The 25,522-nt window shown below is 72.5% G+C and carries 24 protein-coding genes; 13 read left to right on the top strand and 11 right to left on the bottom strand.

Going from position 1 to position 25,522, the window contains the following annotated elements; all coding sequences use genetic code 11:
- Positions 1 to 27 precede the first annotated feature (27 nt).
- Together ACFYY2_RS04525 and ACFYY2_RS04520 are read left to right on the top strand one after the other, a co-directional pair.
- On the top strand, positions 28 to 978 hold the full coding sequence (locus tag ACFYY2_RS04525; protein ID WP_388736966.1) for a glucosyl-3-phosphoglycerate synthase: 951 nt from the start codon (positions 28 to 30) through the stop codon (positions 976 to 978).
- A gap of 84 nt (positions 979 to 1,062) precedes the next feature.
- Positions 1,063 to 2,439, top strand: coding sequence for a trehalose-6-phosphate synthase (locus ACFYY2_RS04520; RefSeq protein ID WP_388736964.1), 1,377 nt, complete (start codon positions 1,063 to 1,065; stop codon positions 2,437 to 2,439).
- 68 nt (positions 2,440 to 2,507) lie between these two features.
- Here the strand turns inward: ACFYY2_RS04520 and otsB are convergent, their stop codons facing one another.
- The 3 genes from otsB to ACFYY2_RS04505 all read right to left on the bottom strand — a co-directional run bounded on the left by otsB (position 2,508) and on the right by ACFYY2_RS04505 (position 4,991).
- Positions 2,508 to 3,356 (bottom strand): trehalose-phosphatase, encoded by an 849-nt coding sequence (otsB, locus tag ACFYY2_RS04515; RefSeq protein WP_388736961.1) that lies wholly within the window; start codon positions 3,354 to 3,356, stop codon positions 2,508 to 2,510.
- Between the two features lie 173 nt (positions 3,357 to 3,529).
- On the bottom strand, positions 3,530 to 3,763 hold the full coding sequence (locus ACFYY2_RS04510) for a DUF3263 domain-containing protein (RefSeq protein WP_388736958.1): 234 nt from the start codon (positions 3,761 to 3,763) through the stop codon (positions 3,530 to 3,532).
- 10 nt (positions 3,764 to 3,773) lie between these two features.
- Entirely contained in the window at positions 3,774 to 4,991 is a 1,218-nt protein-coding gene (locus ACFYY2_RS04505) for an ABC transporter substrate-binding protein (RefSeq protein WP_388738551.1), read from the bottom strand.
- 245 nt (positions 4,992 to 5,236) lie between these two features.
- Here ACFYY2_RS04505 and ACFYY2_RS04500 point away from each other — a divergent pair, with 245 nt between their 5' ends.
- The 3 genes from ACFYY2_RS04500 to ACFYY2_RS04490 all read left to right on the top strand — a co-directional run bounded on the left by ACFYY2_RS04500 (position 5,237) and on the right by ACFYY2_RS04490 (position 8,418).
- The gene (locus ACFYY2_RS04500; RefSeq protein WP_388736957.1) at positions 5,237 to 6,169 is read left to right on the top strand and encodes an ROK family protein; all 933 of its coding nucleotides are present in this window, start codon (positions 5,237 to 5,239) and stop codon (positions 6,167 to 6,169) included.
- The gene (nagA, locus tag ACFYY2_RS04495) at positions 6,169 to 7,323 is read left to right on the top strand and encodes an N-acetylglucosamine-6-phosphate deacetylase (protein ID WP_388736954.1); all 1,155 of its coding nucleotides are present in this window, start codon (positions 6,169 to 6,171) and stop codon (positions 7,321 to 7,323) included. Before ACFYY2_RS04500 ends, nagA begins: the two co-directional genes overlap by 1 nt.
- Before the next feature lie 162 nt (positions 7,324 to 7,485).
- Complete coding sequence (locus ACFYY2_RS04490; protein WP_388736952.1) at positions 7,486 to 8,418, top strand: 1-phosphofructokinase family hexose kinase; 933 nt, start codon at positions 7,486 to 7,488, stop codon at positions 8,416 to 8,418.
- Between the two features lie 94 nt (positions 8,419 to 8,512).
- Here ACFYY2_RS04490 and ACFYY2_RS04485 read toward each other — a convergent pair whose 3' ends face one another.
- A complete protein-coding gene (locus tag ACFYY2_RS04485) occupies positions 8,513 to 9,517 on the bottom strand; it encodes a carbohydrate-binding protein (RefSeq protein WP_388736949.1) in 1,005 nt (334 codons plus the stop codon).
- Positions 9,518 to 9,650: 133 nt separating this feature from the next.
- The gene (cdgB, locus tag ACFYY2_RS04480; RefSeq protein WP_388736947.1) at positions 9,651 to 11,303 is read right to left on the bottom strand and encodes a diguanylate cyclase CdgB; all 1,653 of its coding nucleotides are present in this window, start codon (positions 11,301 to 11,303) and stop codon (positions 9,651 to 9,653) included.
- A gap of 347 nt (positions 11,304 to 11,650) precedes the next feature.
- On the opposite strand from cdgB, the gene ACFYY2_RS04475 reads away from it, so the two are divergent.
- Positions 11,651 to 12,157, top strand: coding sequence for a flavin reductase family protein (locus ACFYY2_RS04475; protein ID WP_388736944.1), 507 nt, complete (start codon positions 11,651 to 11,653; stop codon positions 12,155 to 12,157).
- A gap of 41 nt (positions 12,158 to 12,198) precedes the next feature.
- Here ACFYY2_RS04475 and arfB read toward each other — a convergent pair whose 3' ends face one another.
- The gene (gene arfB / locus ACFYY2_RS04470) at positions 12,199 to 12,633 is read right to left on the bottom strand and encodes an alternative ribosome rescue aminoacyl-tRNA hydrolase ArfB (protein WP_329039677.1); all 435 of its coding nucleotides are present in this window, start codon (positions 12,631 to 12,633) and stop codon (positions 12,199 to 12,201) included.
- A 173-nt stretch (positions 12,634 to 12,806) separates the two neighbouring features.
- Between arfB and ACFYY2_RS04465 the strand changes: the two genes are divergently transcribed.
- Positions 12,807 to 13,382 (top strand): TerD family protein, encoded by a 576-nt coding sequence (locus ACFYY2_RS04465; RefSeq protein ID WP_327116139.1) that lies wholly within the window; start codon positions 12,807 to 12,809, stop codon positions 13,380 to 13,382.
- A gap of 206 nt (positions 13,383 to 13,588) precedes the next feature.
- Positions 13,589 to 15,166 (top strand): M4 family metallopeptidase, encoded by a 1,578-nt coding sequence (locus ACFYY2_RS04460; RefSeq protein WP_388736941.1) that lies wholly within the window; start codon positions 13,589 to 13,591, stop codon positions 15,164 to 15,166.
- A 25-nt stretch (positions 15,167 to 15,191) separates the two neighbouring features.
- On the opposite strand, the gene ACFYY2_RS04455 is transcribed toward ACFYY2_RS04460, so the two are convergent.
- Both ACFYY2_RS04455 and ACFYY2_RS04450 read right to left on the bottom strand, forming a co-directional pair.
- A complete protein-coding gene (locus ACFYY2_RS04455; RefSeq protein ID WP_388736939.1) occupies positions 15,192 to 16,610 on the bottom strand; it encodes a M1 family metallopeptidase in 1,419 nt (472 codons plus the stop codon).
- Positions 16,611 to 16,716: 106 nt separating this feature from the next.
- Positions 16,717 to 17,274: a heme-binding protein gene (locus tag ACFYY2_RS04450; RefSeq protein WP_388736937.1), complete on the bottom strand. Its 558-nt coding sequence runs from the start codon at positions 17,272 to 17,274 to the stop codon at positions 16,717 to 16,719.
- 282 nt (positions 17,275 to 17,556) lie between these two features.
- On the opposite strand from ACFYY2_RS04450, the gene ACFYY2_RS04445 reads away from it, so the two are divergent.
- The 3 genes from ACFYY2_RS04445 (at position 17,557) to ACFYY2_RS04435 (ending at position 20,210) form a co-directional block, all read left to right on the top strand.
- Complete coding sequence (locus tag ACFYY2_RS04445) at positions 17,557 to 18,873, top strand: sensor histidine kinase (protein ID WP_388736934.1); 1,317 nt, start codon at positions 17,557 to 17,559, stop codon at positions 18,871 to 18,873.
- A complete protein-coding gene (locus ACFYY2_RS04440; RefSeq protein WP_388736931.1) occupies positions 18,870 to 19,517 on the top strand; it encodes a response regulator in 648 nt (215 codons plus the stop codon). The genes ACFYY2_RS04445 and ACFYY2_RS04440 overlap by 4 nt, the downstream gene beginning before the upstream one ends.
- A gap of 195 nt (positions 19,518 to 19,712) precedes the next feature.
- A complete protein-coding gene (locus ACFYY2_RS04435) occupies positions 19,713 to 20,210 on the top strand; it encodes a hypothetical protein (RefSeq protein WP_388736929.1) in 498 nt (165 codons plus the stop codon).
- Positions 20,211 to 20,262: 52 nt separating this feature from the next.
- Here ACFYY2_RS04435 and ACFYY2_RS04430 read toward each other — a convergent pair whose 3' ends face one another.
- Positions 20,263 to 20,961, bottom strand: coding sequence for a pentapeptide repeat-containing protein (locus tag ACFYY2_RS04430; RefSeq protein WP_388736927.1), 699 nt, complete (start codon positions 20,959 to 20,961; stop codon positions 20,263 to 20,265).
- Positions 20,962 to 21,059: 98 nt separating this feature from the next.
- Between ACFYY2_RS04430 and ACFYY2_RS04425 the strand changes: the two genes are divergently transcribed.
- Entirely contained in the window at positions 21,060 to 22,262 is a 1,203-nt protein-coding gene (locus ACFYY2_RS04425) for an FAD-dependent oxidoreductase (RefSeq protein WP_388736924.1), read from the top strand.
- Positions 22,263 to 22,372: 110 nt separating this feature from the next.
- Here ACFYY2_RS04425 and ACFYY2_RS04420 read toward each other — a convergent pair whose 3' ends face one another.
- Both ACFYY2_RS04420 and ACFYY2_RS04415 read right to left on the bottom strand, forming a co-directional pair.
- Entirely contained in the window at positions 22,373 to 22,849 is a 477-nt protein-coding gene (locus tag ACFYY2_RS04420) for a GNAT family N-acetyltransferase (RefSeq protein ID WP_388736921.1), read from the bottom strand.
- Positions 22,850 to 22,895: 46 nt separating this feature from the next.
- Positions 22,896 to 23,804 carry an aminoglycoside phosphotransferase family protein gene (locus tag ACFYY2_RS04415; RefSeq protein ID WP_388736920.1) on the bottom strand — a complete coding sequence of 303 codons (909 nt, stop codon included), beginning with the start codon at positions 23,802 to 23,804 and terminating at the stop codon, positions 22,896 to 22,898.
- 63 nt (positions 23,805 to 23,867) lie between these two features.
- On the opposite strand from ACFYY2_RS04415, the gene ACFYY2_RS04410 reads away from it, so the two are divergent.
- On the top strand, positions 23,868 to 25,268 hold the full coding sequence (locus ACFYY2_RS04410; RefSeq protein WP_388736918.1) for an NAD(P)/FAD-dependent oxidoreductase: 1,401 nt from the start codon (positions 23,868 to 23,870) through the stop codon (positions 25,266 to 25,268).
- Positions 25,269 to 25,522 lie beyond the last annotated feature (254 nt).

Genomic DNA, 25,522 nt, shown 5'->3' with positions numbered 1-25,522 from the left:
ATGGATCACACACAGGGAGTATCGACCGTGCTGGAAGAGGTGGAACGCTGGCTGACCAGGCGTTCCTGGTCGGCCGACGACCGTCCGCTCGACCGCCTCACGGCCGCGCGAGCACGGGATCCGCGGCGCGCGCGCGTGAGCGTCGTCCTGCCCGCGCTGAACGAGGAGGCGACGGTCGGCGCCATCGTCACGGAGATCCGGCGCGAGCTGATGGAGAAGGTCCGCCTGGTCGACGAGCTGGTGGTGATCGACTCGGGTTCCACCGATGCCACGGCCGAGGTCGCACGGCGGGCCGGCGCCCGGGTCGTGCACCGCGACTCCGTGCTCCCCCGGATCCCCGCCCTCCCCGGCAAGGGCGAGGTCCTGTGGCGCTCACTGCTGGTGACGAGCGGGGAGATCGTCTGCTTCGTCGACGCCGACCTCAGGGACTTCTCCGCGGACTTCGTGTCGGGGATCGTCGGCCCCCTGCTGACCGAGCCGTCCGTACAGTTCGTCAAGGCCATGTACGACCGGCCATTGGGCGAAGCCGCTGGTCAGGGCGGTCGTGTGACGGAACTGGTGGCACGCCCGCTGCTCAACCTCCACTGGCCCCTGCTGGCCGGATTCGTCCAGCCGCTGGGCGGCGAGTACGCGGTGCGCCGCTCCCTGCTGGAGCGGCTCCCCTTCCCGGTCGGCTACGGGGTGGAGCTGGGCCTGCTGGTCGACGCGCTGCACACGGTGGGCCTGGACGCACTGGCTCAGGTCGACGTCGGCGTGCGCAGACACCGCCACCAGGACGGACAGGCGCTCGGACGGATGGCCGCGGCGATCTACCGGACCGCGCAGTCGAGGCTGTCCCGGGGCCCGCTCGTACGGCCCGAGATCACGCAGTTCGAGCGGGGACCCGAGGGGTTCGTCCCGCGCACCCACGCGGTGGACACGCAGGAGCGTCCGCCGATGCGGGAGATCGCGGAGTACGCGTCCAGGAACGCCGCATAGCGGCCCGCGCGCCCGCGGAGCCGGACCGGATCTCCGGCCGTTCCTCACGTTTGGCGCCTTCCCTCACGGGCTAGGTTCGGGTACATGGTCTCCGAGCACGCTGCCCAGGTCCTCGTCGCGTCCAACCGCGGCCCGGTGTCGTACGCCGAGCGGGAGGACGGCACGCTCGAATCGAAGCGCGGTGGCGGCGGGCTCGTCTCCGGGCTGAGCGCCGTCGACGACAAGCTGTGGGTGTGCGCCGCTCTCGGCGACGGCGACCGGGAAGCGGTCCGGCGTGGCGTGTCCGAGCCCGGTGTGCGCATGCTCGACATCGACGCCGGAGTCCACGAGGACGCCTACAACGGCATCGCGAACTCCGTGCTCTGGTTCGTCCACCACATGATCTACGAGACGCCGGTGGAGCCCGTCTTCGACGCGGAGTTCCGCCGCCGTTGGGCCTCCTACGAGGCGTACAACCGGGCCTTCGCCCAGGCGCTGGCCGAGGAGGCGGGCGAGGGCGCGGCGGTCCTCGTGCAGGACTACCACCTCTCGCTGGTCCCCGGGATGCTCCGCGAGCTGCGCCCCGACCTGCGGATCGGGCACTTCTCGCACACTCCCTGGGCGCCCGTCGACTACTTCCGCCTGCTGCCCGACGACATCGGCGAGCAGCTCCTGAACGGCATCCTCGGCGCCGACCGCGCCGCGTTCCTGACGCGCCGCTGGGCGGACGCCTTCATCGGCTGCTGCACGGAGATCCTCGGCGGCACCGGACGCACCCGGATCGGTGTGCACGGGCTGGGGGCGGACGCGGACTTCCTGCGCCGCCGTTCCCGCGAGGCGGACGTGGACGAGCGCATGGAGACGCTGCGGGACCAGGTGGGCGCCGGCCGGCGCACGATCGTGCGCGTGGACCGCACCGAACTCTCCAAGAACATCGTCCGCGGGCTGCACGCCTACCGGGCTCTTCTGGAGGAGCGCCCCGAGTGGCGCGAGCGTGTGGTGCACATCGCCTTCGCCTACCCCTCACGGCAGGACCTCGCGGTGTACCGGGACTACACGGCCGAGGTCCAGCGGGTCGCCGACGCGATCAACGCGGACTTCGGGACGGAGGGCTGGACCCCTGTCCTGCTCCACGTCGACGACGACTTCGCCCGCTCGCTCGCCGCGTACCGGCTGGCCGACGTCGCCCTCGTCAACCCCATCCGCGACGGCATGAACCTGGTCGCCAAGGAGGTACCCGTCGTCTCCGACGACGGCTGCGCGCTGGTCCTCTCCCGGGAGGCGGGCGCGTACGAGGAGCTGGGCGAGGACGCCCTCGTGGTCAACCCCTACGACGTGTCGGCCACGGCGCGTGCGCTGCACGAGGCGCTGACCATGGAGTCCGGCGAGCGGGCGGCGCGCTCGAAGCGCCTCGCCGCCGCGGCGACCGCGCTGCCGCCGCAGCAGTGGTTCCTGGACCAGCTGGAGGCGCTGCGGGCCTGACCGGCGACGGTCCGGGGTCCGGGCCCCGTCGGCCCGGACCCCGTCGCGGACCGGTCCTCGTGGCGGCGTCAGTCCTGCGCGAGCCGCCCGGCCAGGGCCGCGAGCAGGCCGGCCACCGCCGCCGGCCCCGGCAGCGACAGATCGGCCCGTTCGGCGAGTTCGGGCACCTCGGAGCCGCTGCACACCAGCAGGCCCCGGGCGCCCCGGGCCCTCAGCTTCTCCACGGCGGCGTAGGCGGCGAGGTCGCCCAGGTCGTCGCCCGCGTAGAGGACGGTCTCCGCTCCCGTCTCCCGCACGAACTCCTCCAGCGCCACACCCTTGTCCATGCCGGCGGGGCGCAACTCCAGTACGAGACGGCCGGGTTCCACGATCAGGCCGTGGCGGGCCGCGAGGCCGCTCAGCGGGACCCGCAGCGCCTCGAAGGCGGCCTGCGGGTCGGCGGCGCGGCGGGTGTGCACGGCGACCGCGCGGCCCTTCTCCTCGATCCAGGTGCCGTCGCCCGCCCCGGACTCCTCGATCACCCGGGGGAGTTCCGCGCGCACGGCTTCGACGCCGGGGTCCGGGGCGGGTGCGTGGACGCTGTCGCTGACGGCGTCCCAGCGTTCGGCACCGTAGTGGCCGAGCACGACCAGGTGGTCGAGGCCGGGCGCCCCGGCGAAACCGCCGAAGCGCACCGCCGTGCCGGCCGGACGCCCGGTGATCACCGCGACGGCGGCGACCCTCGGCGCCAGCGCCGACAGGGCCGGGACGACGTCGGGATGGGCGCGGGACCGCTCGGGGTCCGGGACGATGTCGGCGAGCGTGCCGTCGAAGTCGAGCGCGATCACCGCACGGCCGGGCCGGGCCAGCAGCGCGGCGAGGCCGTCGCGGCCGGCCCGGGTGGACGGGGTCGGGAGGGGGTGGTCCTGATTGCCCATGCGGCCGAGCGTAGCGGGCGGGCCCCGCGGCCGCGCGGTCCTCCCGGGGCCGCTCCCGCCCGGAGACGACCGCGCCTGCGGGGGTACGGGCTCACCGGACCGGTCCGGTGAGCCCGACGGGCGACGCCGCCGGAGTCACCGGGGAACCCGGCGCCGTACGCCCGATGCCGCGCTCAGCGGCGGCCCCGCCTCGCGTCGCGGACCCGGCGGAGCCTGTTGATCGTCACCGGGTCCTCCGCGAGCGCGCGGCGGTCGTCCAGCAGCGCGTTGAGCAGCTGGTAGTAGCGGACCGGAGACATGTCGAGCTCTTCACGGATCGCCCGCTCCTTCGCCCCGGGGCCGGGCCAGGAGCGCCGCTCCATGGCCAGCACCGCGTGCGCCTGGTCGGGGAGCGGGTCGGCGGTCATGTCGGCCAACCTACTCCGCGCTCTCCGCCTGCCGGGCCTGGGTCGCGATGTCCACGAGCACGGTCTCCGGGTTGGCGCCGGGCTCGACGGCGGTGCCGATCTTCTTCTTGATCGTCTCGCTGGCCTTCGCCCAGGACGTCTTGCCGAAGGGAGGCAGCTGCGAGTTCGGCAGCGCTTCCAGGAACGCGTGGAGCTGCTTGTGCTTGTCGTCGGCCTCCATCGCCTCGGAGGCGGTGCCGGTGACGGGCAGCAGGTCGTACTGGTCCGCGAACGACAGCACGTTCTCGTCCTCGTAGGCGAAGTTGAGGAACTTCCCTATCGCCACCCGGTTGCCGTGCTCCTTGAAGCCCATCATCCAGTCGGCCACGCCCATCGAGCCCTCGGTGGGCCCGTCGGCCCCCGGGAGCGGGACCATGCCGACGTCGACGCCCTTCTTCTCCGCCTCCTGCATGAGCGTGGGGTGGCCGTTGAGCATGCCCACATCGCCCTTGGTGAAGGCCTCGAAGGCCTGCGCACGGTCGAGCTTGCCGGGCGACACGGGACCGGTGAGGCCCTTGTCGACGAGGTTGTCCTTCAGCCAGCGGAAGGTGGCTATGTTCGCCGGGGAGTCGATGTCGTAGTTGCCGACCTCGTCGGTGTAGCCGCCGCCCCCGCTGAGGAGCCACATCAGGGTCTCGGCCTGCGACTCCTCCTCGCCGAGGGGCAGCGCGAAGGGGTAGCTCACCCCGCGCTGCTTGAGGGCCGCGGCGTCACTGCGGATGTCGTCCCACGTCTGCGGGGCCGTGATGCCCGCCTGGGTGAACATCTTCTTGTTGTAGAAGAGCAGACGGGTGCTGGCCACGAACGGAAGGCCGTAGAGCTTGTCGTCGACCTTGCCCGCGTCGGTGAGCGAGGGGAGGAAGTTGGCCCCCGTACGGATCGTGATCATGTCGTCGGCGGAGTAGAGCTTGCCCGCCTCGGCGTAGTCGGCGTACGCCCCGATCTGCGCGATGTCGGGGGCGTCGCCGGCCTCGACCATCTCGGCGACCTTGCGGTCGACGTCCTTCCAGGAGTAGACGGCCACGTCGACCTTGATGCCCGGGTTCTTCGCCGTGAACTTCGCCGCGACGTCGTCCCAGTAGTGCTGGGAACTGTTCTCCGCGTCGGTGCCGTAATCGGCCGCGACCAGCTTGAGAGTGACGTCACCGCCACCCGTGTCCGAACCGCATCCCGACAACGTCGCCGTCATACCGAGTGCGGCAACCGCCGCGGTCAGACCCACAAAGCGCCGCTGCACAGCCTGTCCATCCCTACATTGGTTGCCGCGTCCACCGCACGAGCGGTGACCCGCGATCCTGCCTCAGGTCCGGCGTGGAGGTCTACACCACCCGGAGTATCGATTCGGCAATCTAGCAGGGCCGTTTTGTATGGGTGGTCAACAAACCGCGCTAGTGGACTAGACCTTTTAGGGGTCGGCGGGCGAAACTGTCTTCCGTGAGACACGTCATCGCCCTCGATGTGGGCGGCACAGGAATGAAGGCCGCACTGGTCGGGGCCGACGGCACCCTGCTCCACGAGGCACGCCGGGCGACCGGCAGGGAGCGCGGCGCGGAGGCCGTCGTGGAGACGATCCTCGGCTTCGCCGCGGACCTGTACGCCCACGGCCGGGAGCAGTTCGGCGAGGGCGCCGTGGCCGCGGGCGTCGCGGTGCCCGGCATCGTCGACGCGGATCGCGGCATCGCCGTGTACGCCGCCAACCTGGGCTGGCGCGACGTGCCCCTGCGACAGCTGCTCGGCGAGCGGCTCGGCGGCATACCGGTCGCGCTCGGCCACGACGTCAGGACCGGCGGCCTCGCGGAAGGCCGTATCGGCGCCGGCCGGGGCGCCGACCGCTTCCTCTTCGTGCCGCTGGGCACCGGGATCGCCGGAGCCATCGGCATCGCCGGCACCATCGAGGCGGGCGCCCACGGTTACGCCGGCGAGATCGGCCACGTCGTCGTCCGGCCGGACGGCCCGGACTGCGGTTGCGGACAACGCGGCTGCCTGGAGACCCTCGCCTCCGCCTCGGCGGTGTCCCGGGCCTGGGCCGCCGCTTCCGGCGACCCCGACGCGGACGCCGCGGACTGCGCGAAGGCGGTGGCCTCGGGCGACCCCGCGGCCGTGCGCGTGTGGCAGGACGCCGTCGACGCGCTCGCCGCCGGACTGGTCACGGCCCTCACTCTGCTGGACCCCCGCACGCTCATCATCGGTGGCGGTCTCGCCGAGGCGGGGGAAACCTTGTTCACACCACTGCGTGCGGCCGTCGAGGAACGGGTCACGTTCCAGAAGCTGCCCCACATCGTCCCGGCGGCCCTCGGGGACACCGCCGGTTGCCTGGGCGCAGGGCTGCTCGCCTGGGATCTACTCTCCACGGAGGTATCCGCCTGATGGCCGGACGCGCAGACAGCACAGTCCTCGCAGGTGCCCGGGTGGTCCTTCCCACCGGCACCGTCGAGAACGGCCGGGTGATCGTCGAGGGCACCCGGATCGCCGGCAGCACCCCGGAGGGCGCCCGGACCGTCGACCTCTCCGGCCACTTGGTGGTCCCCGGGTTCGTGGACATCCACAACCACGGCGGCGGCGGCGCGTCCTTCGCGACCGGCTCCGCCGAGGACGTCCTGGCCGGGGTACGGGCGCACCGCGCCCACGGCACGACGACCGTCGTCGCCTCCACCGTCACCGGCGAGACGGACTTCCTGGCCCGGCAGGCCGGCATGCTCTCCGAACTGGTCGAGCAGGGCGAGCTCGCCGGGATCCACTTCGAGGGCCCCTTCATCTCGCCCTGCCGCAAGGGCGCACACAGCGAGGGGCTGCTCCGCGACCCCGATCCGGCGGAGGTCCGCAAGCTGCTCGAAGCGGCCCGCGGGACCGCGAAGATGGTCACCCTGGCCACCGAACTCCCCGGCGGCATCGAGTCCGTACGCCTGCTCGCCGAGCACGGCGTGATCGCGGCCGTCGGCCACACCGACGCGACCTACGAGCAGACCGTCGAGGCGATCGACGCCGGCGCCACCGTCGCCACACACCTCTACAACGCGATGCCCGCCATCGGCCACCGTACGCCGGGCCCCGTCTCGGCACTCCTGGAGGACGAGCGCGTCACCGTCGAGCTGATCAACGACGGCACGCACCTGCACCCCGCCGCCTTCGGGCTCGCCTACCACCACGCGGGCGCGGACCGGGTCGCGCTGATCACGGACGCCATGGACGCGGCCGGTGCGGGCGACGGCCACTACGAGCTCGGGCCGCTCGCCGTCGAGGTGAGGGACGGGGTCGCCCGCCTCGTGGAGGGCGGGTCCATCGCGGGCTCCACCCTCACCCTGGACACCGCGTTCCGCAGGGCCGTGACGATCGACGGGATCCCCGTCGAGGACGTCGTCCAGTCCATCTCCGCCACCCCGGCGAGGCTTCTCGGCATGTACGACCGGGTCGGCTCGCTGGACCCGGGCAAGGACGCCGACCTGGTGGTCCTGGACGCGGACTTCACGCTGAAGGGCGTCATGCGCCGCGGCGAGTGGATCGTCGACCCCCGCGAGGGGTGACGGCCCGTCACCGTCCGACGGCGGGTTGAACACGTAACGAAGAGACGGCGGTTGTCCCGGAAACCTGGGACGGCCGCCGCCTCTTTGGCATGATCACCGGGACAGTGCCGCGGGGGGACGGCGCACGGAGACGAACGACCAAGGAACCGGGGGCCGGTACAGGTGATACTGACCGTCACGCTGAACACGGCACTCGACCTGACGTACGCCGTCCCCGCTCTCGTCCCGCACACCACCCACCGCGTCGGCGAGGTGACCGAGCGGCCGGGCGGCAAGGGCGTCAACGTGGCCAGGGTGCTCTCCTCGCTCGGCCACGACACCGTGGTCACCGGTTTCGCCGGCGGCGCCAACGGGGCCGTCCTGCGCGGACTCCTCGGCGCGCTGCCCGACCCGCCCACCGACGCGCTCGTGACCGTCGCCGGGAACACCCGCCGCACACTCGCCGTCGTCGACGGCACCACCGGGGACACCACCCAGCTCAACGAGCCCGGCCCGCACATCGGCCCCGACGAGTGGGCCGCCCTCCTGGGGACCTACCGCGACCTGCTCGCCGGCGCCGACGCCGTCGCCCTCTGCGGCAGCCTCCCGCCCGGCATACACGTCGGCGCGTACGCGGAGCTGATACGGCTCGCCCGCGCCGCCGGCGTACCCGTGCTGCTGGACACCGGCGGGGAGCCCCTGCGACGCGGCATCGCCGCACGCCCCGACCTCGTCAAGCCCAACGCCGACGAACTCGCCCGGCTCACCGGAGCCCGCGAACCCCTGCGCGCCACCCGCGACGCCCGCCGCCGCGGGGCGCGCAGCGTCGTCGCCTCGCTCGGTCCGGACGGCCTCCTCGCCGTGACCCCGGACGGCATCTGGCGTGCGGCGCCGCCGTCAGCGGTTCGGGGCAATCCCACGGGTGCGGGCGACTCCGCGGTGGCCGGGCTGCTGTCCGCCCTCTCGGAGGGGCTGGACTGGCAGGAGAGGCTGACCCGGGCGGTGGCCCTGTCGACCGCGACCGTCATGGCCCCGGCGGCCGGCGAGTTCGACCGCGCCGCCTACGAGGACCTGCTGACCCGCGTCGCCGTCGAACAGCACGCGCCGGCGGCCTGACACAACGGGCGCGGCCCGGAGCGCGGCCCGGAGAAACACCACGTCCCGGTCATCGCCGTGCGACGACCGGGACGGTGGGGCGGATCAGTGGTGACTAGTTCTGGACGTGGCCCGACTTCAGCGACAGCTGGTCGAGGTTGGCGTCGCAGGAGTCGCCCTGGTTGCACGAGAGCATCAGGGTGTTCGACCCCTTCTTGAGCTGGACATAGGCGAACGTCGTCGTCCAGCCCTTCTCCAGATCGCCCTCCGCGGCGTTCGCGAAGTTCTTCATGTTGATCGACCGCGGGTCCTCGTCGTTGACCGTCAGCGACGTCTTCGCGTCCCTGCCGGGCACGCCGTACGTCACGAACAGCGTGTACGGGCCCTTGTCCGGCACGTCCACCGTCCAGGTCGCCGACCGGCCGACCTCGTTGAGGCTGATGTATTGCCCGTTGGCGCCCTTGGCACCCTTGACGGTGTTGTCCAGCGAGGCCGTGCCGCCCAGCGTCAGCGTCGCCGCGTCCTGCTCGGGCAGCTCGACGGGCTCCTTGGACGGCTTGTCGGACTTCTCCGGCTTCGGGGACTCCGACACCTCGCCGGCCGCACCCGTCGACGTGCCCGCCTGGTCCTTCTTCTTGTCGCTGTCGTCGCCCGTCATCAGCGCCGCGCCGATGCCGATGAGCACGACCGCGACCACGGCGACGGCCGCGATCAGCAGCGCCTTCGTGTTGGGGCCGCCACGTCCGGGGCCGCCGCTCCTCCCGCCGCCGTGCGGCACCGACCCGTGCTGCGCGGTGACCGCGCCGCCGGGGTAGGTCTCGGGCGCCGCGTACTGCGCGCTGGGCTGGCCGTACTGCTGGGGCTGCTGGCCGTACTGCTGGTTCTGCTGGGGCTGCTGGCCGTACGCCTGCTGCGGCGGGACCTGCCCGTACTGGCGCTCGCCCACCGCACGCACCTGGTTGTACGACGTTCTCGGCCTGCCGGGCTGGGCGGCAGGACCCGGGTAGCCGTAGCCGCCCTGCCCGGGCGGCTGTGCGCCCGCCGCCTGCCCGTCCGCGTACAGATAGCCGAACGGATCGTCGTCCTCGGGCTTGCTCGCGCCGTTGTTCCCGGCCGTCATCCCTGGGTCACTCCTCACCATGTCGCCAGCCGTCGCCGACCGGCCGAGCCTACCCCGAACGGAGCACACGTCGAATTGCCTTCGGCCCGCGCGGGAAACCGTGCGGGGTACGGGAACCGCCGGGGTGCAAACGTCAGCCGGCCCTGCGGTGAACCTTCGAACGGGACCGCTTCTCCATGTACATCCGCTGGTCGGCGGAGTGCAGGACCTCTTCCTCGGTCATGCCGCACTCGGCCCAGCCGATGCCGAAACTCGCCCCGACCCTGACGGCCCGGCCGTCCACCCGGATGGGTGGAATGATGGCGTTACGCAAGCGTACGGCCAGGTCCGCGGCATCTGCGGCCCCGAGACCGTCCGCGAGGACGACGAATTCGTCACCCCCGAGCCGTGCGACGGTGTCGCCGTCCCGCACGCAGGTCGTGAGCCGCCGGGCGACCTCGATGAGAACCGCGTCGCCCGCGTGGTGCCCGAAGCGGTCGTTGATGGACTTGAAGCCGTCGAGGTCGCAGAAGAGCACCGCGAGCCCCTTGGTCCCGTCGTCGCGCTCCGTGTCGGGCGCCACCGTGTGCACGTGGTGGTCGTACGGGCCGACGCCCGCCACCATCTCGGACTCGTAACCGTCCGCCCGGTAGCCGTGCACCGCGGAGCCGTCGCCGTACGCCGCGTCGAGAGCCTCGACCGCGTTGGAGGTGACCGAGGAGTGAGGCCTCTCACACAGCCGCGCGCCGAGCCGCGAGCGCAGCTCCGCACTGTTGGGCAGACCGGTGAGCGCGTCGTGCGAGGCCCGGTGCGCGAGGTGCAGTTCGTTGCGCTTGCGCTCCTCGATGTCCTCGACGTGCGTCAGCAGGAATCGGGGGCCGTCGGTCGTGTCGGCGACGACCGAGTTGCGCAGCGAGACCCAGAGGTACGTGCCGTCCCTGCGGCCCAGACGCAGCTCGGCCCGCCCGCCCTCGGCGGACGTGCGGAGCAGGGTGCCGATGTCCTCGGGATGGACGAGGTCGGCGAAGGAGTAGCGGCGCAGGACGGACGCCGGGCGGCCCAGGAGGCGGCAGAGCGCGTCGTTGGTCCGCAGCAGCCTGCCGTGCTGGTCACCGCCCATCTCGGCGATGGCCATGCCGCTGGGCGCGTACTCGAAGGCCTGGCGGAAGGATTCCTCACTGGCCCGCAGCGCCTGCTGTTCGCGTTCGAGCCGGACCAGGGCGCGCTGCATGTTTGCCCGGAGGCGGGCGTTGCTGATCGCAATGGCCGCCTGGGAGGCGTACATCTGGAGGGCCTCACGGCCCCAGGCGCCCGGACGGCGGCCGTTGCGCGGCCGGTCGACGGATATGACCCCCAGGAGGTCCAGGCCTCCGCCGGAGGCGTACATGGGGGCGTAGAGGCGGTCCAGGGGATGCCACTCGTCCTCGAAGCGGGGCTCGGGCCCTTCGGTGTGCCACTGCGGCACGTCGTCGTCGAGGAGCACCCAGCCCTCGGTGTGGGGTATGAACCGGAGACTGTCCCAGGCCTCACCCATCGTCAGCCTGCGCTCCCACGACTCACGGGAGCCGACCCGGCCGGTGATCAGGGCTTCGGCCGCGGTGTTGCCGGCGAACGCGGCGACCACGAGATCTCCGTCGGGGCGGACGAGGTTCACGCAGCCCAGTTCGTAGCCGAGCCCGGCGACGATGCCGTCGGCCACGCTCTGCAGCGTGTCCGCCAGACTCCGCGCCGTGTTGAGATCAGCGACGGCCTGGTGCAGCTGCCGCATGGTCGCAAGGCGGACGTACGGCTCCGACTCGGCCTCCATTGCTCGCACTCCCTGAGACCTCGACAGTTACTCCAGGTTTCATATCGACGTACTTATCGCAGTGTCACCGCCACTGAATCACAGTGAGCTGCGCACCCGGTACACAGGGTCAACAAATATTGCTCTCTGTGACTCAAGTCACAACACATGGTAAAGGCCCTCCGAGTGCGCCCGTGTGCGCCCCCCGTGCTTGCGGATCGCGAATCCGCACAGATGGTCCCGGGTCCTAGGACCCGGCTGGTCCCCTGGCCCGATGCGGGAGCCCTTCCCGCGGCGTTAGCGTGCCCGGTGTGCTGCAGAAGACTCCCCCCGCCCCACGCCCCGAGGCCGTCCCCCATCCTGAGGGGGTGAGCAACGACGAATTCCGCGCCGCCCTGTCCCGTCTGGCCGCGGGGGTGGTGCTCGTCACCGCCGAGGAACCGCCGCTCGACGAACACGGCCGCGGCGAGGACGTCGGCATGACCGCGACCTCGTTCGTCTCGGTCTCCCTGGACCCGCCGCTGGTGATGGTGAGCCTGCGCAACGACTCGCGGATGGACGACCTGCTGGCCGAGCAGCCCCTGTGGTCGGTGTCCGTGCTCGCGGAGAGCCAGCGGCAGATCGCGGGCCGGTTCGCCATGAAGGGCAGGATCAGCGACCGGCTGCTGTTCCAGGACCTGCCCTTCGTGCGGGGCGGGATCACGGGCGCGCCGCTGATCTCCGGGGCGCTGGCCACCCTGGAGTGCCGCACCGAGCAGAGTGTCGTCGCCGGGGACCACACGCTGGTGATCGGGCGGGTGCTGACGGCGTCCCTGCCGAACGCGGACGCCGAGCCCCTCGCCTACTTCAAGGGCCGCTACCGCAGGCTGGGCTGACCGGCCCGGAACCCCCGCCGGCCCGGGGGCCGGGCCGCCGTCTACCAGTCGCGGCCCGAGCGTCCGCGCTTCGTGTCGCCGCGCTGCTTCTTCTCCCGCAGACGCCGCTCGTTGATCCCGCGCGGGATCTTCTTCTTCAGGCGCGGCTTGGGCGGCGGCGCGGTGGCCTCCGCCAGCAGAGCGGCCATCCGCACGGCGGCCGTCTCCCGGTTGCGCCACTGAGAGCGGTGCTCCGAGGCCCGTACGGACACGACCCCGCCCACCAGCCTGCCCGCGAGGCGTTCGAGCGCGCGCGCCTTCCAGACCTCGGGCAGCGACTCGGTGGCCGCGAGGTCGAACCGGAGCTCCACCTGGGAGTCACTGGTGTTCACGTGCTGCCCGCCGGGCCCCGAGGACCGCGAGAAACGCCACATGAGTTCGGCCTCCGGAAGGGAGACCGAACCGCGGATGACATAGGGCCCGGACATGACCCCCATGTTCCCCGGCCCACGGCCCGTCCGTCACCTTGTTTTGCGAGCGTTCGGCCAGAAGTTCGGCAAAGAAAGTAAAGCGGGCAGGAACCTCGTGGTCTCTTGTCTGCGTTAGGACGGGTGACGGTAGCTTTCGTGATGGCACGAAAGCCCGCACACGACGAGGAAAGGGACTTCCCATGGCTGTAAGCCTGTCCAAGGGCGGCAACGTCTCGCTCACCAAGGAGGCCCCGGGCCTGACCGCCGTCACGGTCGGCCTCGGCTGGGACGTCCGCACGACCACCGGCACCGACTTCGACCTCGACGCCTCGGCGATCGCGGTCAACGGCGCGGGCAAGGTCTACTCCGACGGCCACTTCGTCTTCTTCAACAACAAGCAGACGCCGGACCAGACCATCGTCCACACCGGTGACAACATCACGGGCCAGGGCGAGGGCGACGACGAGCAGATCAACGTCAACCTCGCGGGCCTCCCGGCGGACATCGACAAGATCGTGTTCCCGGTCTCCATCTACGACGCCGAGGCGCGCAGCCAGAACTTCGGCCAGGTGCGGAACGCCTTCATCCGCATCATCAACCAGGCCGGCGGCACCGAGATCGCCCGCTACGACCTGAGCGAGGACGCCGCGACCGAGACCGCCATGGTCTTCGGCGAGCTCTACCGCAACGGCGCCGAGTGGAAGTTCCGCGCGGTCGGCCAGGGCTACGCCTCGGGCCTGCGCGGCATCGCCCAGGACTTCGGCGTCAACCTCTGACGTACGGAATCCGCCCACCGGGAGCCCCCGTCCGAGCACGTTCGGACGGGGGCTCCCGTGCGTCACATAGCGGACACACGCGCACTCCAGTCGGACAAGAAGTGGTCAAAGACTTGTGAGGTAATTGTCGGCGTCCCGTCAATTCCGTTCATTCGATGGCACGCTCTCCGCTCGTAACCCCCACAGGAACGAGCAACGGAGAAGGCATGACCCCCCACATGAACACCCTTCGCGCCGCCGCCCTGGCCGCAGTTGCCGCGATGGTCGTCGTCGGCGTACAGACCGGAACCGCCTCGGCCGGCCCCAACGCGGGTGACAGCACCGCCTCTTCGTCCGGAGCCGCCGCCCTCGGCGTGAACACCGCGGCCCTGCGCACCACCGCCCTGCGTGCCGCACAGAGCGACGCGCCGGCCGCCGCGGCCGCCCTCGGACTCGGCAGCCAGGAGAAGCTGATCGTCCGTGACGTGATCAAGGACGCCCATGGCACCGTGCACACCCGCTACGAGCGCACCTATGCCGGACTGCCGGTCCTCGGCGGCGACCTGGTCACCCACACCGCCGCCGACGGCACGTCCAAGGGCGTGGACAAGGCCGCCGCGGCGCGCATATCCGTGCCGTCGACCCAGCCCGAGGTGAAGGCGGCGGCGAGCGCCCGCAAGGTCGTCTGGGCGCGCGGCGACAAGCCGGTCCTCGCCTTCGAGACCGTGCGGAAGGGAGTGCGGAAGGACGGCACCCCCAGCAGGCTCCACGTCATCACCGACGCCACGACCGGTGAGAAGCTGCACAGCTTCGAGGCCGTGGAGACCGGCACCGGCAACAGCCAGTACAGCGGTGAGGTGGCCCTCTCGACCACCAAGGGCGCCTCGGGCTTCGAGCTGACCGACGGCGAGCGCGGCGGCCACAAGACCTACGACCTCGACCAGGGGCAGACGGGCACCGGCACCCTCGTCACCGATGCCGACGACACCTGGGGCGACGGCACCGGCGACGACCGCCAGACCGCCGCCGTCGACGCCCACTACGGCGCGGCCAAGACCTGGGACTTCTACAAGTCCGAGCTCGGCCGCGACGGGATAGCCGGGGACGGCCGGGCCGCCTACTCCCGCGTCCACTTCGGCAACGCCTACGTCAACGCGTTCTGGGACGACAGCTGCTTCTGCATGACCTACGGCGACGGGGCAGACGACAAGAGCGCGCTCACCGCGATCGACGTCGCGGGCCACGAGATGAGCCACGGCCTGACCGCCGCCACCGCCAACCTCGAATACGCGGGCGAGTCCGGCGGGCTCAACGAGGCCACCAGCGACATCTTCGGCACCTCCGTCGAGTTCTTCGCCGACAACACCACCGACGCCGGGGACTACCTCATCGGCGAGAAGATCGACATCAACGGCGACGGAACCCCGCTGCGCTACATGGACAAGCCCAGCAAGGACGGCGCCTCGGCGGACTACTGGGACGCCGGCGTCGGCGACCTGGACGTGCACTACTCCTCCGGGGTCGCCAACCACTTCTTCTACCTGCTGGCCGAGGGCAGCGGCGCGAAGACCATCGGCGGCGTCGAGTACGACTCCCCGACCTCGGACGGCTCCGAGGTCACCGGAATCGGCCGCCAGAAGGCCTACCAGATCTGGTACAAGGCGCTCTCCGTCTACATGACGTCGAGCACCGACTACGCCGGAGCCCGCGTCGCGACCGAGAAGGCGGCCACCGACCTGTTCGGGGCCGGCAGCACCGAACTCGCGGCCGTCGACGCCGCCTGGACCGGGGTCGCCGTCAAGTAGCCCCACACGGGGACGCGGGAGCCGGTCAGCCGCGTGCGGGCCGGCTCCCGCCGTCGAGCCAGGCGTCCCAGACCTCCGTGAGGTCCCTGCCGGACGCCTCCTCGGCGTACGCGGTGAAGTCCGCGGTCGAGGCGTTGCCGTGGCGGTGCCGCTCCAGCCAGCCCCTGACGAGCGCGAAGAAGGCCGCGTCGTCGCGCATCTCCTGACGGATGCGGTGGACGACCATCGCCCCGCGTCCGTACACCGGGGGCCGGGACAGATCCGCGGCGCCCGGCGGCCGGGACGGCGGGAAGGCCCAGTTGGCCTCGTCGGCGTAGGCCTCCTCGAAACTCTCCTGGGCGGTGGGGCCGGAGTGGTCCTCGCTCCACAGCCACTCCGCGTAGGTCGCGAAGCCCTCGTTGAGCCACATGTCGCGCCAGCTCGCGGGAGTGACGGAGTTCCCGAACCACTGGTGCGCCAGTTCGTGGACGAGCAGCTCCAGGCCGGGCGGGCCGGGGAGGAACGGCCGGTTCTGCGTCTCCAGCGCGTACCCGGCGTCGTCGGGCCGGCCCACGATCGCCCCGGCCGACGAGAAGGGGTACGGGCCGAACTTCTCCTCGCCCCACGAGACCACCTCGGGAATCCGGGCCAGCACGCGTGCGCTCGCCCGGGCGGATTCCGGATCGACCGCGGTGACCACCGGAAGGCCGTCGCCGGTGACGGTCCGCCTCACCGCGTAACGGCCGACGGCGACGGTCGCGAGGTAGCTCGCCATGGGCTCCCGGGTGCGCCAGTGATACGTGGTGCGGCCCCCCGACGTACGGCGGGACGCCAACTCGCCGTTGGAGACGGCGCTCCGCTCCTCGGGGACGGTGACCCGGATGTCGTACGAGGCCTTGTCGCCCGGGTGGTGGTTGCCGGGGAACCAGGTCATGGAGCCGGCCGGCTCCCCGAGCGCCACCGCCCCGTACGCGGTCCGCAGCCAGCCCTCCTCCGAGCCGTCCGCGTCGGTGACGGTGGGGGGCGAACCGGAGTAGCGCACGACCGTGCGGAAGGTCCGGCCCGCGCGGAGCCGGTCCGCGACGTCGGCCGCCGGACGCAGCGTCAGTTCCCAGCCCGCCCGGTTCACCGCGGCCGGACGGCCCTCGACCGTGGCCGAGCGGACCTCCAGTCCGGCGAGGTCCAGGTTGAACGCGCTGAGGTCCTGGGTCGCCCGGGCGGTGATCACCGCGGTGCCGCTGATCCGTTCCGCGCGGGCGTCCGTCGCGACCGACAGGTCGTAGTGCGTGACGTCGTACCCGCCGTTGCCGAGGCGGGGAAAGTACGGGTCGCGCACACCCGCCGCACCCGGCGTGCCCACGACGGCGCCCCGGCCGTCCGTGCAGGCGGTGACCAGCACGACCGCCGCCAGCAGGAGGGCGGCGCCGGGCACGGCACGGCGCGCGGGCACGGTTCGCTGGTCCACCCCGCGATCCTAGGTACACGCGGGCGGACCGGGCGCGGCTCCGGGGCGCGCCTCGGGCCACGGCGTCGCCGGGCCGTCCCGTGAAAAGACCGGCGAGCGGTACCGGCTACCGGCCGAGGGCCGCGACACCCGCAGCCGCGAACTTCTCGTCGAGGTCGCCGCTCGGTGCGCCGGCCACTCCGATGCCCGCCACCGGGGCGCCCTTGACCTGCACCGGCGCACCACCGGCCAGGAACAGGGTGCCGGGGATGTCCTTGAGGTTCGGGGCCTGCTGCAGACGCTTCACCAGCTCGGAGGTCGGCGCGTTCCAGGAGACGGCGGTGTACGCCTTCTTCACGGCGGACTCGGGTGACTGCGGGCCCGCGCCGTCGCCGCGCAACGTGACGACGGTGTTGCCGTCGCGGTCGACGACGGCGACCGACACCCGCTGGTTCTCCTTCTTCGCCGCGTCCAGGGCGGCCTGTGCGGCCTTCGTGGCGGCGGAGACGGTCAGGTGGGTGGTCTGCTGGAGGTTCCGGTCGGCGGTGTCGGCCTTGACGGCCGCGGCCGGCGCGGCGGCCGGAGTCGAGGCGTTCGCGGACATCGCGCCGAAGGTGCCGGCGCCCAGGGCGGCGGCGGCGACGGCACCGGTCAGGACTCGGGTGCGCAGCGACATCTTCTTCATGGGGACTCCTCGGATCATTTCGTCGGATCGTTTCGCCGGATCGTTCGCTCGGATCGATCGGCCCGGATCGAGCCTTTCTGCTTCCGTTGTCGATCCTCCGGCCGGATCCGGGGCCGTACCGTCGGCGTACCGGGTGGAAGCGGCATGCGCGTCGGCTGACCGCCCTGTCGGCCGATCGGTTGATGCGGGGGTGGCCCGGCGGGGTGACCATGGGGTGTCCCCGCAGGTCAGCGGCGGCGCGACGGGACGGGTCCACGGGTCGAGGGAAACGCGGGGTGCGAGGTGCGGCGGAACGGAACCGGGCCGGACGCGGAGCGGGCGAGCCGGGACCGGGCGGACGCGGACCGGGCGGACGGGGCCGGGGCGGCCGCGGCCGGGAGCACCGGTCCGGACCCGGCGGCGGACGGTCCGGACGACCGCCGGCTGACCCTGCTCATGCACACCGCCTTCTTCCTGCTGCTCGGCGCCTCGCTCGCGCGTTTCCTGATGCGCCACCCCGGCGAGACCCGCACCCCGTGGATCATCGCCCTGTCGGCCGTGCTCGCCGTGCTGTACCTCCTCGGCCCGGTGCTCGGATCCCGCCCCACACCCCGTCGGCTGACGTGGCTCGGCGTCCTCGTGGTCGTGTGGATGGTCCTGGTCGTCCTCGCGCCCAGCTTCGCCTGGTGTGCCGTGCCGCTCTTCTACACGGGTCTGCGGATCCTGCCGCCGCGCGCGGCCCTGGCGCTGGTCGCCCTCCTGACCGTGTTCGTCGTGGCTGCGCAACTCCGGCTCGCCACGGGCTTCGACCCCAATCTCGTACTGGCCCCGCCCGCGGTCGCGGCCGTCGCCACCGCCGTCTTCGTCCACATGCGGCGCCAGGCCCAGCGTCAGCGCGAACTGATCGACGACCTGCTGCGCACACGACGGGAACTGGCCGCCACCGAACGCCGGGAAGGGACCCTCGCCGAGCGCCAGCGGTTGTCGATGGAGATCCACGACACCCTGGCCCAAGGGCTCTCCAGCCAGCAGATGCTGCTCCAGGCGGCCGACCGGTCCTGGGACTCCGATCCCGCCACAGCGCGCCGCCACGTCCTGACCGCGACCGGCATCGCGGAGCGCAACCTCGCCGAGGCGCGGCGCTTCGTGCACGATCTGGCCCCGGCCGAACTGGCGGAGGGCGGAGGTCTGGAAGCCGCCCTGCGGACCCTCGCGGACCGTGAGACCTCTCAGGCGCGCGGCCTCACCGTCCGCTGCCATGTGGAGGGAGCCCCCGCCGCCGCCCTTCCCGACCGGGTGCAGTCGGCTCTGCTGCGGATCGCCCAGGGCGCCCTGGCGAACGTGACCGAGCACGCCGGGGCGAGCGTCGCCGCCCTGACGCTGACGCATCTGGACGACCGTGTGGTCCTCGACGTCGCCGACAACGGGCGCGGCTTCGCACCCGCGCAGCGTGCGCCCGAGGGGATGCGCGGACACGGGCTGCCCGCGATGCGCGCCCGGGTGCGGCAGCTGGGCGGGACACTGACCGTCGAGTCGGCACCGGGCGAGGGGACGGTCCTGTCGGCCGCCGTGCCCCTGCCCCACACCACCGCGCCACCCGTCCCGGAGGACCGCGCATGACCACGAACGTACGGATCCTGCTCTGCGACGACCACGCGGTCGTGCGCGCCGGTCTGCTCGCCCTCCTCGGCGGCGAACCGGACATCGAGGTGGTGGGCGAGGCGGGCAGTGGCGAGGAGGCCGTCGCCCTCGCCGCCCGGCTCACGCCGGACGTCGTCCTGATGGACCTCCAGCTCGGTCCCGGCATCGACGGGGTCGAGGCGACCCGGCGCATCGCGGCCGCGAGCGGGACCGGTGGCACCGGCCCCGCCGTTCACGTCCTGGTCCTCACGACGTACGACACGGACGAGGACATCACCCGCGCCATCGAGGCGGGGGCCACCGGCTACCTGCTGAAGGCGGAACGCCCGGAGGAGCTGTTCGCCGCCATCCGCGCGGCCGCGCAGGGCCGCACGACGCTGTCCGCCCCGGTCGCCGGCCGGGTCATGGCCCGGATGCGCAGCCCCCGGCCCACCCTCACCGAGCGCGAACTCGACATCCTCGGCCAGCTGTCCCAGGGGCTCGGCAACCGCGACATCGCCCGTGCCCTCTTCATCAGCGAGGCGACGGTCAAGACGCACCTGGGCCGGATCTACGAGAAGCTCGGGGTCGAGACCCGGTCGGGCGCGGTCGCCGTGGCCAAGGAACAACGGCTGCTCCCCTGAGGGCTGCTCCCCTGAGGCCCGCCCGCCCCCACCACGGCCACGGGCCCGTCGCGCGCGGACGGACGTCGACGCGCCCGCACGAACCGGCCCACCCCCCGGACCGTCCCGACCGCCCGGACCGTCCCGACCGCCCTGCCCACGGACCGCCCCGGCCGCCCGGCGCAGGGCGTCCGTGCGGCATGACACCATCGAACCGTGCTCGACATCGGCTACTCCCTCTCCCGGCGCTTCCCGGACCCCCCGCAGACCGACTACCGCCGCGCGGACGTCAGGGCGCTGCGGCACGACCTGTTCTCCGGGGACGTCTACCTGGCCGACACCAAGGCCGACCGCGAAGTGTCCACAGCCTGGGGATGGGTCCCCGTGCTCGACTTCGCCTGGGCTCTCTGCGACATCGTCGAGCAGATCGACCGCGACCCCCGCGGCAACCGCTCGCACCGCCGGCAGTACGCCGAACTCGACTTCACCGAGTCCTCCGACCGCATGCTGTTCGAGCGCCGCTTCGGCTGGGTCGACGTCGAGGCCGACTGGATGCCCGGCGACGAGCCCCCGCTGACCTTCAACCACTCCCTGCTCCGCCGCGAGGCCCGCGACTTCCTCCACGACCTCGTCGCGGACCTGGCCGACATGCACGAGGGACTCGCCGACAACCCCGTGATCTGGGACCTCCAGGCCCGCTTCCCCCGCCTCTGAACGACCGGCGGGGGGCAGACGGGCGGCCCGAAGCCGCTGCGCGGCGCCCCGGCTACGCCTCCACCCGCACCCCGATCTGCGCCGCGAACGCCGGGGCCAGCTCCATCAGCTGCACCGGGCTGATCACCGCCCCCGCCAGCCGCTCGACGCCCCGCGCGATGTCCAGCTCCGCCACCGTGCGCAGATCGACGTCCTCCATGCGTACGGCGGTGAAGTCCGCCCGCTTCAGCACGCAGTCGCGGAACTCCACCCGCACCAGGTGGGCCTCACCGAAATCCGGCTCCGAGAGCACACAGCCCTCGAACACGACGTCCTTCAGCCTGGCCTTGCGCAGATTCAGGTAGTCGATCTTCCCGCCGCGCACGAGCACCCGCTCCAGCACCGCGCCGTGCAGCTGCACCCCTCCCAGCCGGGCGTCCACGACCTCCACGTCCCGCAGCGACGCCCCCGCCAGATCGGTGCCCACGCCCCGCACGCCTGTCAGCACCGAGTCGATGAACCGGGCACGCACCAGCTCCGTCCGGTCCAGGGCGCACCCGCGCAGCTCGCAGTCCATGAAGCGGGCGCCGGGACCCGAGGCGTCGGCGAGACCGGTCCCCTCGAACCGCACCCCGTCGTAATCCCCGTCGGGCTCCAGGCCCTCCCCGTCGTAGTCCACGAGCGGGGGCAGCCGGACCTCCGGCCGTCTCGCCTCCGCCACCCCGCCCTTCGCGCCCCTGCTCCTGTTGCCTGTACGTGCCATGCCCCCCATCGTGACGCACACCACTGACAACAGCCGGGCCCGGTGTCACGGGACAGGCCCTCCGATCCGTCAACCCCGCAGAAGCGCCGATCGCAAGGAGACCAGCCATGCAGCGCATCCATGTCGTCGGCGGCGGGCTCGCCGGGCTCACCGCCGCCATCACCGCCGCCGAATCCGGGGCCCCGGTCACCCTCCACGAGGCACACGACACCCTCGGCGGACGGGCGAGGACCGCCGAGGGCCCCTACCTCACCAACGAGGGACCGCACGCGCTCTACCACGGCGGCCCGCACCGGAACTGGCTCCAACAGCGGGGTCTCCTCGGCCCGCTCGCCACCGTGCCGCCGCTCGAAGGCACCCGCTTCTTCTTCCGCCGGGGCGGCGCACTGCGCAGGACCCCGCCCCTCGCCCTGCTCCGGCTCGCCCGCCGCAGCGCCCGCCGGGCCCCCGTCGGCACCGACTTCCTCGGCTGGGCCACCGGGCGGGTGGGCGAGGACGGCGCCCGGGCGGCGGCCCACTACATGGGAGTGGCGCTCTTCCACCACGATCCCGGATCACTGTCCGCCGCCTTCGTGCAGGAACGGCTCCGCCGGGCCGCCGCACTTCCGCCCGAAGCCCGCTACCCCGTCGGAGGCTGGGGCCGGCTCGTCGACCGGATGGCCTCGCGGGCCTGGGACATCGGCGTACGCATCGAGCCCGGCGCCCGGGTGGGCCCCGGCGACCTGGCCGGGCTGCGGAGCCAGGGTCCGGTGATCGTCGCCACGCACCTGGACTCGGCCCGGTCCCTGCTGGACGATCCCTCGCTGACCTGGACGGGCGGCCGCACCGCGCTCCTCGACCTGGCCCTGAGGACCCGCAGGGGCGACCCGTTCGTCGTGTCCGACCTCGACGCCCCCGGCTGGATCGAACGGTTCACGGCCCAGGACCCCACCCTCGCGCCGGCCGGGGAACAGCTCGTACAGGCGCAGATCCCCCTCGCCCCCGGTGCTCCCCGTGACGAAGCCGTACGCCGGGCCGAGGACATGCTGGACCTCGGTTTCCCCGGCTGGCGGGACCGCACCACCTGGCGCCGGGAGGCGCTGGCCTCCGGGCGCACCGGCGCCGTCGACCCTCCGGGCACCACCTGGCGCGACCGTCCGGCCGTCGACCGCGGGGACGGGTTCCTGCTCGCGGGTGACATGGTCGCCGCCCCGGGGCTCCTGAGCGAGGTCTCGTTCAACAGCGGCATCGCCGCAGCGGTCCTGGCCGTGCGGCTCCTGGGAACAACCGGGCGCCCGACCGCGACCGGGCTCGACCTCGAAAGCACGTGAGGTCCCAGGGCGGGCGAACCGGCCACCACCCACATCCCGGGGATCCCGCCGTGCACGCCATCCGCCTCCACGCCTTCGGGCCGGCGGAGACGTTCCGACGGCCGCGCCCGTCAGGCCCCGCCGAGCAGCTCCAGCGCACCGTCCGTCAGCCGGTACACCGTCCACCCGTCCTGCGGACGCGCGCCCAGCGACTCGTAGAAGGCGATGGACGGGGCGTTCCAGTCCAGCACCGACCACTCCAGGCGCCCGTACCCCCGCTCCACGCAGATCCGTGCCAGCTCGGCGAGCAGCGCCTTGCCGTGGCCTCCGCCGCGCCGCTCGGGACGCACGTACAGATCCTCCAGGTACACCCCGTGAACCCCGCGCCACGTCGAGAAGTTGAGGAACCAGAGCGCGAAGCCGACCACCTCGCCGTCCTCGTCCGACACCGCGATGTGCGCGTAGGCGGCGGGCCGTTCCCCGAAGAGCGCCTCGCGCAACTGCTCCTCGGTGGCCTTCGCCTCGTCCAGCGCCTTCTCGTAGTCGGCCAGCTCACGGATCATGGCGTGGATCGCGGGGACATCGGCGGGGCTCGCTTCACGAATCATGGGGGCAGCGTAAGGGCTGTCCCGTCATCCCTGGCGGGCGCGCGCATCACCCCCGCCCCAGCAGCCGGCGGGCGATCTCCGCGTGATCCGGCGACAGCCGCGTCCGCCCCTCGCCGACCGCCCACAACCCGTTCTGCAGCACCCGCCCCAGCGTCCACGCCCGGGCCCGCTCCCGGTCGAGCCCCAGCACTCCCGTCAGCAGATCGAACCTCCACCGCACCTCGGCCGCGTCGAACCTGTTGTCCAGTGCCGGGAACAGCTCGAATCCCGGGTCGCCCGCCAGCGGCTTCGGATCCAGCACGATCCACTCCCCGGCGCGCCCGTCCTCCGCGCGGCCGGCGAGGACGTTGTCGTAGTGCAGGTCCCAGTGCAGCAACCTGTCCCCGGGTTCCCCGGCCACCTCCCGCACCGCCGCCGCGCAGTCCAGCAGCAGCCGCCGCTCGTGCTCCGCGGCCAGCCCGGCGACCGTCGCGGGGGCGGCGTCCAGCATCCGGGCGGCCACGTCCTCCAGCCTCCGCATCCCCGCCGGAGCGGGTACGGCGACGAGCCGTGCAAGGGACCCCGCGAGGATCCGCACAGCCTCGCGCGCGTCGGCGACACCGGTCAGCGGGTGTCGCTCGTCGAGGCGTTCCAGCAGCATCGACCCGGTGCCCGCGTCGTACTCCAGGACACCCACCGCACCGGCGCCCGCGGCGCCCCAGGCCCGCAGCGCGACGGGCTCCCCCGCGGTCTCCTCGTCCAGCGCCTGGAGCTTCAGCGCCGACCGCGTGCCGTCCTCCCGCGCCACGGGAAGCACCAGCGCGCACATGCCGTACATCGCGCGGCCGTCGAGCCGCAGACCCCACTCCTCCAGGAACCGCGCGGCCAGCCCGGGCAGCGCGTCCGCGAACTCCCGCCCCCTCGTGCCGCCGTGGACCCGAAGACTCTCGACCAGCTCGTCCGGAACCTCGATCACACCCCGAGCGTAGGGGTACCGTCCCTCCAGCGACTCGGCTGCACACGGACAAGCAGGGAACTCATGAGCACCGTCAGTACCGTCAACGGCGGCATTTCGTTCTGGTACGCCCACGAGGGCACCCCCTCCCCCCGCGAGCCGCTGCCCGGCGACGGCACCGCCGACGTCTGCATCGTCGGCGGCGGCTACACGGGACTCTGGACCGCGTACTACCTGAAGAAGGCGGTGCCCTTCCTCAACATCACCGTGCTGGAGGCCAAGTTCTGCGGCTACGGCGCCTCCGGACGCAACGGCGGCTGGCTCTACAACGGCATCGCGGGCCGTGACCGCTACGCGAGACTCCACGGCCACGACGCCGCCGTACGCCTCCAGCGCGCCATGAACGACACCGTCGGCGAAGTCGTCCGCACCGCCGACGAGGAGGGCATCGAGGCGGACATCCACCAGGGCGGTGTCCTCGAAGTCGCCCGCACTCCGGCCCAGTTGGCGCGCCTCAAGGACTTCCACTCCGTCGAGATCGCCTTCGGTGAGACCGACCGCGTGCTCCGGGGTGCCCGGGAGACGGCCGAGCACGTCCGCGTCAGCGGGGCGGTGGGCTCCAGCTGGACGCCGCACGGTGCGCGGCTGCACCCGGCCAAGCTGGTCAAGGGCCTCGCCGACGTCGTGGAGGCCCTCGGCGTCACGATCCACGAGTCCACCCCCGTCACCGAGATCAGGCCCAAGCACGCCGTCACCCCCTACGGCACGGTGCGCGCCCCCTACGTCCTGCGCTGCACCGAAGGCTTCACCGCGGGCCTCAAGGGCCACGCGCGCACCTGGCTCCCCATGAACTCCTCCATGATCGTCACCGAGCCCCTCTCCGAGACTCTCTGGGACACCATCGGCTGGGACGGCCGCGAGACCCTGGGCGACATGGCCCACGCCTACATGTACGCCCAGCGCACGGCCGACGGCCGCATCGCCCTCGGCGGCCGCGGCATCCCCTACCGCTACGGCTCCGCCACCGACAACGACGGCCGTACACAGCCCGCCACGATCGAGGCCCTGCGCGACCTGCTGATCCGCTTCTTCCCCACCACGGCGGGCACCCTCATCGACCACGCCTGGTCCGGGGTGCTCGGCGTACCCCGCGACTGGTGCGCCACCGTCACCCTGGACCGCAGCACCGGCCTCGGCTGGGCGGGCGGTTACGTCGGCTCGGGCGTCGCCACCGCCAACCTAGCCGCGCGCACCCTGCGGGACCTGATCCAGCAGGACTCCGGCCAGGCGGGCCCGACCGAACTGACCGCCCTGCCCTGGGTGAACCACAAGGTGCGCCGGTGGGAACCCGAACCCTTCCGGTGGCTGGGCGTCCACACCCTCTACGCCGCCTACCGGGCCGCCGACCGCCGCGAGGCCGCCTCGTCCCGGGCCGGCACCGACCGGGTCGCGAAGGTGGCGGACCGCATCGCCGGACGCCACTGAGCACCGCGAACCACCGATGACCGGCCCGGGCGGTCCCGCCACCACGGGACCGTCCGGCCGGCCCCGTCCCCAACCTCACAGGGCAATACAGCTAGGCCGATCAGGAGAACGTCCGGCTCCGTACGGGTGACAGCGCGTATCCCTGCCCGCACCCGGCGCCGCAGGCGGAATTGACTGAGGGTCACCACAACGCGGCGCCCTCCTCCGGGGCGCCCTCGCGCGACCTCGACGCCCGCCTGCCCCTTCGGCCTGCG

This window comes from Streptomyces sp. NPDC001822 (assembly GCF_042892135.1).
Classification (GTDB): Bacteria; Actinomycetota; Actinomycetes; order Streptomycetales; family Streptomycetaceae; genus Streptomyces.
Note: the sequence above shows the minus strand (reverse complement) of the source record. Positions and strands in the feature narration are given on the sequence as shown.